This is a genomic window from Mumia sp. zg.B17 (genome assembly GCF_019550915.1).
GTDB lineage: Bacteria > Actinomycetota > Actinomycetes > Propionibacteriales > Nocardioidaceae > Mumia.
The window spans coordinates 70216-82089 of sequence record NZ_JAHWCI010000008.1; the positions used below are offsets into that span (position 1 = coordinate 70216).

At 71.0% G+C, this 11874-nt stretch carries 12 protein-coding genes and 1 tRNA gene; 5 read left to right on the plus strand and 8 right to left on the minus strand.

Annotation, left to right across the window (positions count from 1 at the left end; genetic code table 11):
- The first annotated feature begins 49 nt into the window (after nucleotides 1-49).
- Complete coding sequence (locus KV097_RS13540) at nucleotides 50-1078, plus strand: hypothetical protein (RefSeq protein WP_220366171.1); 1029 nt, start codon at nucleotides 50-52, stop codon at nucleotides 1076-1078.
- Nucleotides 1079-1087: 9 nt separating this feature from the next.
- Here KV097_RS13540 and KV097_RS13545 read toward each other — a convergent pair whose 3' ends face one another.
- A complete protein-coding gene (locus tag KV097_RS13545) occupies nucleotides 1088-2107 on the minus strand; it encodes a CNNM domain-containing protein (RefSeq protein ID WP_220366172.1) in 1020 nt (339 codons plus the stop codon).
- Nucleotides 2104-3471, minus strand: a complete 1368-nt coding sequence (locus KV097_RS13550; RefSeq protein ID WP_220366173.1) for a hemolysin family protein — start codon at nucleotides 3469-3471, stop codon at nucleotides 2104-2106. The genes KV097_RS13545 and KV097_RS13550 overlap by 4 nt, the downstream gene beginning before the upstream one ends.
- A gap of 144 nt (nucleotides 3472-3615) precedes the next feature.
- Between KV097_RS13550 and KV097_RS13555 the strand changes: the two genes are divergently transcribed.
- A complete protein-coding gene (locus KV097_RS13555; RefSeq protein WP_220366174.1) occupies nucleotides 3616-4647 on the plus strand; it encodes an LLM class flavin-dependent oxidoreductase in 1032 nt (343 codons plus the stop codon).
- The gene (locus KV097_RS13560; RefSeq protein WP_220346164.1) at nucleotides 4647-5138 is read left to right on the plus strand and encodes a GNAT family N-acetyltransferase; all 492 of its coding nucleotides are present in this window, start codon (nucleotides 4647-4649) and stop codon (nucleotides 5136-5138) included. The genes KV097_RS13555 and KV097_RS13560 overlap by 1 nt, the downstream gene beginning before the upstream one ends.
- Nucleotides 5139-5144: 6 nt before the next feature.
- On the opposite strand, the gene KV097_RS13565 is transcribed toward KV097_RS13560, so the two are convergent.
- The 3 genes from KV097_RS13565 to KV097_RS13575 form a co-directional block, all read right to left on the minus strand.
- The gene (locus KV097_RS13565; RefSeq protein WP_220343566.1) at nucleotides 5145-5573 is read right to left on the minus strand and encodes a protein-tyrosine phosphatase family protein; all 429 of its coding nucleotides are present in this window, start codon (nucleotides 5571-5573) and stop codon (nucleotides 5145-5147) included.
- A gap of 16 nt (nucleotides 5574-5589) precedes the next feature.
- Nucleotides 5590-5662 (minus strand) — tRNA-Arg (locus KV097_RS13570).
- 26 nt (nucleotides 5663-5688) lie between these two features.
- Nucleotides 5689-6258: a protein-L-isoaspartate O-methyltransferase gene (locus tag KV097_RS13575; RefSeq protein ID WP_220366175.1), complete on the minus strand. Its 570-nt coding sequence runs from the start codon at nucleotides 6256-6258 to the stop codon at nucleotides 5689-5691.
- 22 nt (nucleotides 6259-6280) lie between these two features.
- On the opposite strand from KV097_RS13575, the gene KV097_RS13580 reads away from it, so the two are divergent.
- Nucleotides 6281-6625, plus strand: a complete 345-nt coding sequence (locus KV097_RS13580) for a hypothetical protein (RefSeq protein ID WP_220346161.1) — start codon at nucleotides 6281-6283, stop codon at nucleotides 6623-6625.
- Nucleotides 6626-6660: 35 nt separating this feature from the next.
- On the opposite strand, the gene KV097_RS13585 is transcribed toward KV097_RS13580, so the two are convergent.
- The 3 genes from KV097_RS13585 to KV097_RS13595 form a co-directional block, all read right to left on the minus strand.
- A complete protein-coding gene (locus KV097_RS13585; protein ID WP_220343563.1) occupies nucleotides 6661-7200 on the minus strand; it encodes a PGPGW domain-containing protein in 540 nt (179 codons plus the stop codon).
- Between the two features lie 73 nt (nucleotides 7201-7273).
- Nucleotides 7274-9616, minus strand: coding sequence for a bifunctional diguanylate cyclase/phosphodiesterase (locus KV097_RS13590; RefSeq protein WP_220343562.1), 2343 nt, complete (start codon nucleotides 9614-9616; stop codon nucleotides 7274-7276).
- 132 nt (nucleotides 9617-9748) lie between these two features.
- On the minus strand, nucleotides 9749-10450 hold the full coding sequence (locus KV097_RS13595; protein WP_220343561.1) for a metal-dependent transcriptional regulator: 702 nt from the start codon (nucleotides 10448-10450) through the stop codon (nucleotides 9749-9751).
- A gap of 54 nt (nucleotides 10451-10504) precedes the next feature.
- Between KV097_RS13595 and KV097_RS13600 the strand changes: the two genes are divergently transcribed.
- The gene (locus tag KV097_RS13600) at nucleotides 10505-11851 is read left to right on the plus strand and encodes a deoxyribodipyrimidine photo-lyase (RefSeq protein ID WP_220366176.1); all 1347 of its coding nucleotides are present in this window, start codon (nucleotides 10505-10507) and stop codon (nucleotides 11849-11851) included.
- The last annotated feature ends 23 nt before the right edge of the window (nucleotides 11852-11874 follow it).

Sequence of the window (11874 nt, forward strand, 5' to 3'; positions counted from 1 at the left end):
TGGTCAGGATCTAGCACGGTCGTACTACTACGTTGCCGGGGAGACTCCGATGAGCCAGGAAACCTCAGCCCCACCGGCTCCTGGGGTGTTCACCCACCCCCGACGGTGGATCGCTGCTGCCGCGGCCGCCTGGATCGCCTCGGCGGTGGTCCTGGTGCTGCTCGGAGGGGACCCTCTCCCTCTGGGGGACGGGCACCACGCGCCGTGGAGCACCGCCGAAAGGCTGACCGCGACGACGGTGGTGGCGGTCGACCTCGCCCTTCTCTCCGTCGTCGTCGTCCTTCTCACGCGGCGCCACCCCGGCCGGCTGATGGCCGGTCGCGGCGACATGGCCGGTCGAGCGCGGGCACGTGGCGATCTTCTGCTCCTCGCCGCGTACGCCGTCGTCGCTCAGATCGTCGGCGCCGTGCTCGGCGAGCAGATCGGAGGCACGGCGATCAGCTCCCACCTGGCGGGATCGATCCACAGCAGCGACGCCACACCCACGGTGGGGTCGGTGCTGGCGTGGGTGACGTTCAACGTGACTGCGTACGTCGTCGTCCCGCTCTGGTGGTTCGCCCGGCGCGGATCGCTCGATCGTCGGTGGTTCCACTCCCACGACCGCGGGACGGACGTCCGGGTGGTGCTGATCGTCCTCGTCTGGGAGTCGGCGTTCCAGATGCTCGTGTTCGGGGCCGCGTTCTTCGCGCTCACCGGCCGGCAGATGGCGGTCGGATCCGTGATCGCCCTGATCGTCTCGTTCCTGGGGACGGTGCTCCCGACCTTGGTGATGGTCACCGCGCTGGTGGTGCCCCTCGTCCTGAGGGCGAGCGGCTCAGCCGCCACCGCCGTCGTCTGCGGAGGTCTGGCGTACACCGCGCTCCACGCCTTCGACGGCTGGACCGACTACCGGTCGGTCACGGCGGCGGTCCTGTCCGTGGCTCTCCTGGTCCTCCAGTACCTGCTGCCCGGCATGTTCAAGGCGCTGCTCACCGTACGGACGGGCAACGTCTGGGTGCATGCGTGGGCGTACCACGCGGTCGCCCCGCACGTCTGGGCGGACACCCCGCTGATGGTCCGCGTCTTCGGCGTCCGGTGACGGTGACGCTCACGCCACCGCGGTCCCTGGGAACAGCATCCGGAGGACGTCGGCGAGGGTGATGACACCGACGGCGCTCTCGTCCGGCCCCGTCACGACCACCAGGTGGTTGCGCCCCTCGCGCATCTGCGCCAGCGCTCGAGACAGCGGCGTCGTCGCCCCCAGCGCGAGGACCGGCCGAGCGACCGGAGCGGCCGGCGCGTCCGCCGGCAGGTCCAACGTGTCGCGGACGTGCACGACCTCACGCAGGTCTGCGCCGTCACCGAGGAGCAGGCGCAGGTGCCCCGACCGCCGGGTGGCGTCCTGCACGTCGGCGACGGTCGCTCCCCGCGGCACGGAGGTGGGTGTCGAGCCGGCGTCGCGCACCAGGTCTCCGAGGGTCGTCGAGTCGAGGTCCAGGGCGCCCGACAGCTGGGCCGAGTACGACGCGTCGAGCGCACCGACGTTCGCCGAGTGCTCGAGCAGCTGGCGCAGTGCGCGCGGGTCCTGACCGGAGGCCGCCTCGTCGACCGGCTCGACGCCCACGGCTCGCACGCACCGGTTGGCCAGTGCGTTGAGCCCGATCAGCACGGGTCGGAAGACGGTCATGAACGCACGCATGGGGATCGCCAGCGCGATCGCCGAGCGTTCCGGGTGCGCGATCGCCCACGACTTGGGGGCCATCTCGCCGACGACGAGGTGGAGGAACGTCACGACCACCAGCGCCAGCACGAAGGAGGCGACGTCGGCGGTCCACAAGGGCATGCCCCACGCCTCGAGCACCGGGGTGATCGCGTGGTGGACGGCCGGCTTGGTGACGGCGCCGAGCGCCAACGTGCACGCGGTGATCCCGAGCTGCGAGCCCGCCAGGACGATCGTGAGCTCGGCGGAGCTGCGCAGGGCGGCGCGCGCCGACCTGCTGGATGCCGCCGCATCCTCGAGTCGGTGCCGCCTGGCCGCCAGCAGAGCGAACTCGACCGCCACGAAGAACGCACTGAGGGCGATGATGACGACGGTCGCCGCCACGACGACCCAGGGTTGGCTGCTCATCGGTCGACCTCCGGCGTACGAGGCGCGAGCACCTGCACGCGCAGTCGGGACGGGACGTGGCGCCCGACGTCGAGCACCACCAGGCGCAGGACAGCACGCGGCGGGTCGTCGTCGAGAGCGAGCTCGGCGGGGTCTGGCGGCAGGACCACGTCGACCGAGTCTCCAACCTCGGGGAACGCGCCTCGGTAGGCGATCGCGAGGCCGGCGACAGTCTCGAAGTCGCCATCGGGGACGACGTGGTCGACGAGACGTGCCAGCTCGTCCAGCGGCAGGTCCCCGGCCGTGACCCAGATGCCGTCACCGACGGACTCGACGAAGACGTCCACGGGGTCGTGCTCGTCGGCGATCTCTCCGACCAGCTCCTCGGCGAGGTCCTCGGAGGTGAGGACGCCGACGAAGCCGCCGTACTCGTCGAGCACGCACACCAGCTGCTCGCTCCCCTCGACCATGGTGTCGAGCACGTTGGGCAGCGTCATGGAGGTCGGCACGAACAGTGGCCGGCGCATCAGGTCTGCGGCGCTCGCCCGGGCATCCTCCCGGTCGCGCACGAGCAGGTCCTCGAGGTGGACGACACCCAAGACGTCCTGGTCCGCGCCGAGAACGGGGTAGCGGGAGTGTCCGTGGCTCATCCTCGCGCGCACCTCCGCCAGGGAGGCGGACGGACCCAAGGTGTCGACACGCGAGCGCGGGATCATCGCGTGCTCGGCATCGCGGTGAGGGAAGTCGAGGATGCGGTCGAGCAGGACCGACAGGTGGGGCGAGAGGTCACCGGACTCGCGGGAGTCGGCCACGATGTGCGCGAGGTCTCGTACGGTCGCCGCGTGCTCGACGTCGTGCACCGGCTCGATGCGCAGGGCCCGCAGCAGCAGGTTGGACGCGCGGTCGAAGACGGCGATGAGCCAGCCGAAGATCTTCAGGTAGAGCACCGTCGAGCGCGCCAGCGCGAGCGCGAGCGGCTGGGGCCTGGCGATCGCGAGGTTCTTCGGGAAGAGCTCACCGAACAGCATCTGCACGAACGTCGAGAACACCAGGGCCAGCACCGTGCCGACGGCGATGCCGACACCGCGCGGGACGTCGGCTCCACCGAGAAGGTCGCCGATCGCCTGGCCGATCAAGGGCTCGGCGACGTACCCGACGAGGAGACCGGTCACCGTGATGCCCAGCTGGGCTCCCGAGAGCATGAACGACGTCCGTCGCGTCACGGAGAGCGCACGCTCGGCTGCGGTCGAGCCGTCCGCCGCCCCGGCCCGCAGGGCCGAGCGGTCGACGGACATGTAGGCGAACTCCTGGGCCACGAAGTACGCCGTGACCGCCGTGATCGCGAGGACGACGACGACGCCGGCCAGCAGCGACAAGAACGTCACCACCGCCGTTCACCCCCTCCCAGAACCCGTTCCGGAAGGGGGTCGATACTGCCTGAGCTCATCTCACACTCTCGGTCTGGGGATCGGGCTCATCAGGACGAACGCGCCCCGCTGACGTTCGTTCCCCGCGCTAGTGTCGGGTTCGTGAGCGACCTCGAGCTGGGCCTCGACACGTTCGGCGACATCTCGGCCGACTCTAGCGGTGAGCCGCTGCCCGCCCCGGTGGTGCTTCGCCAGGTGGTGGAGCAGGCCGTGCGCGCCGACGAGGTCGGGCTCGCGTTCATCGGCCTCGGTGAGCATCATCGCGCCGACTTCGCCATCACCGCGCCGGACATCGTGCTGGCGACCGTCGCCGGTCGCACCGAGCGCATCCGCCTCGGCTCCGCGGTCACGGTCCTCAGCTCGGACGACCCGATCCGGGTGTACGAGCGCTTCTCGACGCTCGACGCCCTCTCGAACGGGCGCGCCGAGGTGATCCTCGGCCGTGGCTCGTTCATCGAGTCGTTCGGGCTGTTCGGGCTGGACCTCGACGACTACGAGGTGCTGTTCGACGAGAAGCTGGACCTGTTCGCACGTCTGCTCGAGGAGAAGCCGGTCACGTGGTCGGGCACGATCCGTCCCCCGTTGACCGACCAGCGCGTCTATCCGCCGATCGAGTCGGGTCGGCTGCGCACGTGGATCGGTGTCGGCGGCACACCGGCCTCGGTCGAGCGCGCGGTGCGCTACCGGATCCCGATGATGCTCGCCATCATCGGTGGTCCACCGCTGCAGTTCGTCCCGTACGCCGACCACTACCGCCGCCGCCTCGCGGAGGAGGGTGTCGGCCCTCTCCCGGTCGGGATGCACTCCCCGGGTTACGTGGCCGAGAGCGACGAGCAGGCACGCGAGGAGCTTCACGACCACTGGATGGCACAGCGCGCGCAGATCGGGCGAGAGCGAGGATGGCCGCCGCCGAGCCGCAACGAGTTCGCCCAGGCGGCCGGCCCCGACGGCGCCCTGTACGTCGGATCGCCGGAGACGGTCGCCCGTAAGATCGCTCGCAACGCCGCCGCGCTCGGCGTGAGCCGCTTCGACCTCAAGTACGCCAACGGCGCGATGCGGCACGACCAGCTCCTGCGGTGCATCGAGCTGTACGGCACGCAGGTCGCACCGCTCGTGTACGACATGCTGGCCTGATGCAGATCCGTCCGGCGCTCGAGGCCGACTGGCCGTCCATCTGGCCGTTCTTCACGACCATCGTCGACTCCGGCGACTCCTACGCCTATCCCCTGGACCTCGACCTCGCGTCGGCACGGGAGCTGTGGATGGAGCGGCCCCAGGGTCGTACGACCGTGGCCGTCGACGACGAGGGCGTGGTGATCGGCTCGGCCACGATGGGACCGAACCGGCCCGGCCGCGGCGCGCACGTCGCGACGGCCAGCTTCATGGTGGATCCGGCCGTTCGCCGGGCAGGCGTGGGGCGAGCGCTCGGCGTCGAGATGATCTCCTGGGCACGCGAGGCCGGCTACCGCGCGATCCAGTTCAACGCGGTGGTGGAGACCAACACGGCCGCCGTCGCGCTGTGGCGCGACCTCGGCTTCGAGATCGTCGGGACCGTCCCCGAGGCGTTCGACCACGCGACGCGAGGCCTCGTGGGTCTGCACGTGATGCACAAGCGGCTGGTCTAGCCTGCGTCACCGCGTGACCAACCCCCCGATCCACCGCCGTTGCCGACGGGTCTCCACCGCACGCGGGTGGTAGTGCCGGCGTACCCACGTCACGGCCTCGTCGACGTCCAGTCCGCCCATGACGGCAAGGGCGGCCAGCGCCGTCCCGGTCCGCCCGACGCCGCCTCCGCACGCGATCTCCACACGCTCGACGGCTGCTCGCTCGTGAGCCGATCGCAGCGCCGTCACGGCGTCGACGGTCGAGGCCGGCAGACCGAAGTCGCGCCAACGGACCCAGCGATAGGGCCAGTCGCTGACCCGCGGGTCACGACCGAGCAGGTAGACAGCGAAGTCGGGCGGGGCGACCCCGCGCCGAGGGCGGCGCAGGCCTGTCCCCCGCACACGTCGGCCGTCGGGCAGCTCCACCACCCCGACGACGGCGCCCCAGGAGTCCACGACCCCACGCTAGTCGTGCCCCCGGCTGGATTCGAACCAGCGACACCCGCTTTAGGAGAGCGGTGCTCTATCCCCTGAGCTACGGGGGCGCACCGCCCAAGACTAGCGGGGAGCCTCACCAGTCGAGCAGCGGCACGAAGCGGTACGACCCGTGCTCGCTGACGGCGACCTCCCCGCCCGCCTGACGGGCGACACGAGTCATCCGCCCGCGAACCGGGACGACCATGGCACCCTGCTCTGCCAGCTGCTCGACGAGAGGCGTGGGGAGCGATCGCGCCTGCGCCGACACCAGCACTCGGTCGTACGGCGCATCGACCGGCCAGCCCAGGACGCCCCGCTCCGCCAGCTCGACCCGAGCCTGGTCGAGATGCAGCCTCCCGAGTGCCGCAGTCGCGCGGACGCGAAGCTGGGGGACGAGCTCCACCCCCACGACCTGACCCTCCGCCCCGACCAAGGTCGCGAGAAGAGCCGTCGTCCATCCAGAACCGGCTCCGACGTCGAGGACCCGCATGCCGGGCAACACGTCGAGCAGCCGCAGCATCGCCGCGACGGTCCTCGGCTGCGAGCTGGTCTGCCCCCACCCGATCGGCAGCGGCTCGTCCAGGTCTGCGAAGCGCTTCTGGTCGTCCGGGAGGAAGTCCTCGCGTCGCAGGCGCCCCATCACCTCACTGATCTGATCCCCCATGGCCTCAAGTATGGTTCGGCCCATGGAGACGCTTCGACTCGTCCTGCTCGCGATCCACCTTCTTTCCTGGGCATTCGTGGTGGGGGCGTGGGCATCACGACTGCGGACCCCGGTCCCGATCGCCAAAGGCGTCTGGCACGCCGCGGCGACCGCTCTGGTGACCGGTCTGCTGCTCGTCGGCGTCCGCGAGATGGACGACCTCGACGTGAACCACGTCAAGATCGGCATCAAGCTGGTCGTCGCGATCGTCGTCACCGTGCTCGCGTTCGTGGCCACCCGCAAGGGCGACCGCGCCCCAGTCTGGATGGCGCACGCGATCGGAGGGCTCGCAGTCCTCAACGTGCTGATCGCGGTGCTCTGGCAGTAGCGCCGCCCGCGCGGCCGGGGCCTCCGGTGCTGCGGCTAGCGGTCCTCGGCATCGCGTCGGCCGTCCTCGCGATCACCGACCTCGGCCTCGAGCAGCTCGGCCTCCACGAGGTCGCCGTCCACCCGTTCGTCGTCGTCACCGCCGTAGCGGAAGCGCGCCACGCTGAAGCCGAGCAGGCCCAGCGCGATGACCGAGGAGATCATGAGGCTCAGTCCGGTGCCCCACCCGCTGAACGGCAGCTCCGGGCCGAGCGGTCCCACGGTCGGGACGGCCGGAGCCATCCACCAGATGACGCCGAAGGCCATCACCGAGAGCGCGCCGAGGACGCTCAGAGCGATCCTGGGCCAGGTCGCGACGCCGTAGCGGGCAGCCTCGAAGGCCTTGGCCTTGACCGGCTCGACCCGCCGCCTCGCCCACTCGTAGCGGTTGGACAGGACCGCGAGGCCCCCGAACACCATGAGCAGACCGGGGCCGGGCAGCACCAGCGCGGCGATGCCGGCCACCACGAGCAGCCATCCCAGCAGCTCCGTCCCCGTGGCGCGCAGCCACGAACCGAATCCTCGTACGGTGCTCATCACCCTCCCTCGTCCCACCGGACCAGCATGCCAAAGCGTCTGAAACGGCCGACCGTCCTGCGGCCCACCGTGGTCACCGCCGCCGCAGCGAGGCCGCCCGCGCCCGCTGCCCCGACCAGCGGACAAGAGTCGCCGGACTCATCGGTCCGCCGAAGTAGTAGCCCTGGAGCGCGAGCGTGCGACGCCCGCGAGCACTCAGGTCCGAGAGGACGGCCTCCACCTGCGACCGCCGCTCGATGCCCTCCACGACCGTCTTGAGATTCGTGGCCGACGCCATCTCGAGCATCGAGGTGAGGAACGCCGCCTGCTCCTCGCCCGTGTCGACGTCTCGCGAGAAGACCCGGTCGAGCTTCAGCACCTGCACGGGCAGCCGCATCAACCGTTCGAGCGAGGAGAATCCCACCCCGAAGTCGTCGACCGCCAGGATCGCCCCGCGTTCGACCAGGTCCTCCATCACCCTCGACTCGATGACCTCCTCACTGATCGTCTCCGTCTCGGTGATCTCGAGCGTCAGCGGATGCGGGGCCAGCAGGCCGATGGCGCGATGGATGCGAGCGAGAAACCGCGGCGAGTCGAGCTGACGCGCAGACAGGTTGATCGCGATCGCGGTGTCGGGGTCGAGCGCGTGACCGAGCTGCTCCAGGTCGTCGCAGACCTGGTCGAGCACCAGCTCACCGATCGGCTCGATGAGGTTGGCATCCTCGGCGAGCGGGATGAACTCCTCCGGTGAGACGACCTCGCCGTCCTCGGTCCACCGGGCCAGTGCCTCCACGGCAAGGAGCCGCTGCTCGTCGGCGGAGACGATCGGTTGGTACACGACACGGAGCCGGCGCTCGTCGATCGCCCGGCGCAACCGGTCGACCAGCTCCAAGGACCGCACGCGCTCCTCCCCCATGGCCGCACGGTAGACGACGACGCGGCCACCGCCTTCTCGTTTGGCCACGTACATCGCGATGTCGGCGTTGCGCAGGAGCTCGGAGGCACTCACGCGTTCCGTGTCGGTCCAGGAGACGCCGATGCTGGTGGCGATCTCGATCGTGCGGGCGTCCAGCACCATCGGTCGGGCGACGATCTCGCCGACCTGCGCGGCGAGATCCATCGTGCGCTCGCGGAGTCCGACCGCTCCGCTCGCCGACGCCGTCACGAGGATGGCGAACTCGTCGCCACCGAGGCGAGCCACCCGCACGTCGTCAGGAAGGTCGGCGACGAGGCGGCGCGCGATCTCCACCAGCGCTGCGTCGCCGCTCGCATGTCCCAGCTGGTCGTTGACCCGCTTGAAGCCGTCGAGGTCGCAGAACAGGATCGCGCACGACTGTCTCCCGCCCTCGGCGGACAACGCCTCGTCCACGGTGTCGAGGAAGACCGCGCGGTTGCTCAACCGCGTCAGCGGATCGCGCTCCGCGCTGTCGACGAGGTCACGGTTCATCCGCATCCGCGAGAGCGCCTCCTCGGCCTGCTGGGCGATCGACTCCAGGGCCTCCGTGCGTCGGAGCGTCGCGGCCTGCGGGCCACCGGTGCCGTGGATCACGAGCCAGTAGACGTCGTCGCCGGAGATGAAGAGCCGCCGGACGTCACCGGGAGCGGGCAGCTCGCTCCGCAGTCCGGAGCCGGCGGACTTCCCGAGTCGCCGGACCCCCGCGTCGAGCACGGCCAGCACCTCCCCCTCCGTCGAGGCGGAGTGGAGCGCGTTCGCGGTCTCGAACAGCACCTTGAGCCGCCGCGCGGTCTCGCGCTCGCGGGTGAGACCCTTCACCGCCATCAGCACGATCGCCAGCGCAGGCAGGACCGCGAGAAGCGCCCACGGTGACACCGCCCGGTAGAGGAGCACCGAGACGTACCCCATCGCGGTCACCCCGACGTACAGCCCGTAGAGGGTGAGGACCTCGTATCCCCGCGCCGCGATGCTCCCGGGGTCGGGCGGCTCGGCGGCGTGGACACGCAGCACCGAGACACCGATGTCGATCAGGAACGCGAGCGTGAAGGCCGCCCCGACAACCATCACCTCGCGATAGCCGGACGTCCCGGTGCCCAGGATCGACACCACGGCGACGGCGACGGCACCGCAGACGATGGAGAGCGACGCGTCGAACGCTCGAGGGGCCCGCGCCACCGGCACGAGCTGGGCCAGCACGACGCCGATGATCCAGAGGGAGAGGGCCTGCGGCCAGTCGAGCGCGAGCGACAGCATCACCAGGACGCAGAACTCGGTGCCCACCGCCAGCCAGTCGTCATAGCGGTCGAGGTAGAGCGGCGCCGCGCTGGTGAGCACGATCGCCGGGACGGCGAGCAGCCACCACGGGTCGAGAGACTCTCCCTGCGCGACGAGCGCCGCCACGGTGAGCACGGTGACGACGACGGCCGCGAGCACCACCGAGGCGCTGAGGAACCAGCGTGCGTGACGCTGCGCTGCGTTCATCGTGTCCCCCCGGTCGTCGGTCGACCTAGCAGCCCGCCGACCTCATGAGCACCCTGCACCATCGGTCCGGCAGCCCGCGAGTCCGAGCGTCGCGGGCACGACGCCGCGAGGAGCCGGAGCCGGAGGCGACGCTCACGGCCGCGTGACGAAGATGTGGCTGGCGGCGTCCGCGTCGATCTCCGCCGTCTCGCCGCCCCGCGCGACGACGACACCGCCGTCGGGCGCCGAGGACACGAGAACGTCGTTGCCGGGGAGCACACCGACGCGACGCAGGACCGACATCGCGGTCGTGTCCTTCTGCAGCTCCTCGCCGATGCGTCGCACCACGAGCCGCGACGCATCACCGTTGGTCGCCAGGGTCGCCGTCAGGTGCATCACGCCGGCCCCGAGGAACGCCTCGGCCTGCACCGCCGCCTCGTCCAGCTCGCCCAGCCCGGGGATGGGCGTGCCGTACGGCGACTCGGTCGGGTGCTCGAGCAGTCGGACCAGCTTGCGCTCGACCTGCTCGGAGATGACGTGCTCCCAACGGCACGCCTCCTCGTGCACGTACTCGATCTCGAGCCCGATGATGTCGGTCAGGAGGCGCTCGGCGAGGCGGTGCTTGCGCATCACCCGCGTGGCGAGCGCGCGCCCCTGGTCGGACAGCTCGAGGTGGCGGTCGCCCTCGACCGTGAGCAGCCCGTCCCGCTCCATCCGGGCTACCGTCTGGCTGACCGTGGGCCCGCTCTGGTGGAGACGCTCGGCGATGCGCGCGCGCAGAGGGACGATGCCCTCTTCCTCGAGCTCGTAGATGGTCCGCAGGTACATCTCGGTGGTGTCGATCAGGTCGCTCACGCGCCTATTGTTCCAGATCGTGCACAGACCCCGTGCACCGTCGAGGATGGGCGGATGCCGATCTCGGTGCTGTGGTTCCGGCGAGACCTCCGCCTCGGGGACAACCCGGCCCTCGTGACGGCGTTGGAGGCCGGCGGCGACGGCGTCGTCCCGCTCTTCGTCCTGGACCCGCGGTTGTGGGACGCGGCCCCGCCGCCGAGACGGGCCTACCTCGCGGGCTCGCTGCGCGACCTCTCCCGACGACTGGGCGCCACGGGACTCCACGTGGTCGCCGGGGACCCTGCGAGAGAGGTGGTCGGGGTGGCCCGCCGGGTCGGCGCGGCCAGCGTGCACGTCGCGGGCGACCACACGCCGTACGGACGCCGCCGAGACACCCGGGTCGCCGACGCCCTCGGCGAGCACGGCGTCGCGCTCGTCCGCACCGGCTCGCCGTACGCGGTCGCTCCCGGCCGGGTGACCAGGCGCGACGGGGGCCGCTACCAGGTCTTCACCCCCTACTACGCCGCGTGGCTCGAGCACGGTTGGCGGGCCCCCGCACGAGACCCCTACGACGGGGCGTGGGTGTCGCCAGGGCCGCCCACCGTCGAGGTCCCGGACGCCGAGCTGCCGGACGGTCTCGCCCTCCCCGTCCCAGGAGAGGTCGCGGCCCGACGGCGGTGGGACGAGTTCGTGGCCGACGGCCTCGACGACTACGCGACCGAACGGGACCTTCCCGGTGACGACCGCACCTCACGGATGTCGGTGCACCTGCGGTGGGGCGAGATCCACCCCCGCACCCTGCTCGCCGGGCTCGGACGTGGCCCAGGCTCCGAGGCGTACCGTCGGGAGCTGGCGTTCCGCGAGTTCTACGCCGACGTGCTCGACCAGCGCCCGGACTCGGCGTGGGATCCGTGGGTGCCGGCCTTCGCCTCGATGGCCTACGACACTCCCGCGGGCGACCTCGAGGCGTGGAAGGAGGGACGTACGGGGATCCCGGTCGTGGACGCGGGCATGCGGCAGCTGCTCGCGCAGGGGTGGATGCACAACCGCGTGCGGATGATCGTGGCGAGCTTCCTGGTGAAGGACCTGCATCTGGCGTGGCAGCACGGCGCACGTCACTTCGCCGAGCACCTCGTCGACTTCGACCTCGCCTCCAACCAGCACAACTGGCAGTGGGTGGCCGGCTGCGGCACGGACGCGGCGCCCTACTTCCGGGTCTTCAACCCGGTCACCCAGGCGAAGAAGTTCGACCGAGACGGCACCTACGTACGCCGGTGGGTTCCCGAGCTCGCCGACGTCCCGACCCGGTGGGTGCACGAACCCTGGCTGCTCCCGGACCCGCCGGCGAGCTATCCGCCGCCACTGGTCGACCACGCCGAAGAGCGCCGGGAGGCGCTGCGGAGGTACGAGGAGATCCGCTGACCCGCCCTGGTCCGACGGGCGCC

Coding starts and splice junctions, on each gene's coding strand:
- KV097_RS13560 (WP_220346164.1), top strand. CDS start 4,647: ATGCAGATCCGTCCGGCGCTCGAGGCCGACTGGCCGTCCATCTGGCCG.
- KV097_RS13540 (WP_220366171.1), top strand. CDS start 50: ATGAGCCAGGAAACCTCAGCCCCACCGGCTCCTGGGGTGTTCACCCAC.
- KV097_RS13545 (WP_220366172.1), bottom strand. CDS start 2,107: ATGAGCAGCCAACCCTGGGTCGTCGTGGCGGCGACCGTCGTCATCATC.
- KV097_RS13600 (WP_220366176.1), top strand. CDS start 10,505: ATGCCGATCTCGGTGCTGTGGTTCCGGCGAGACCTCCGCCTCGGGGAC.
- KV097_RS13580 (WP_220346161.1), top strand. CDS start 6,281: ATGGAGACGCTTCGACTCGTCCTGCTCGCGATCCACCTTCTTTCCTGG.
- KV097_RS13590 (WP_220343562.1), bottom strand. CDS start 9,616: ATGAACGCAGCGCAGCGTCACGCACGCTGGTTCCTCAGCGCCTCGGTG.
- KV097_RS13575 (WP_220366175.1), bottom strand. CDS start 6,258: ATGGGGGATCAGATCAGTGAGGTGATGGGGCGCCTGCGACGCGAGGAC.
- KV097_RS13585 (WP_220343563.1), bottom strand. CDS start 7,200: ATGAGCACCGTACGAGGATTCGGTTCGTGGCTGCGCGCCACGGGGACG.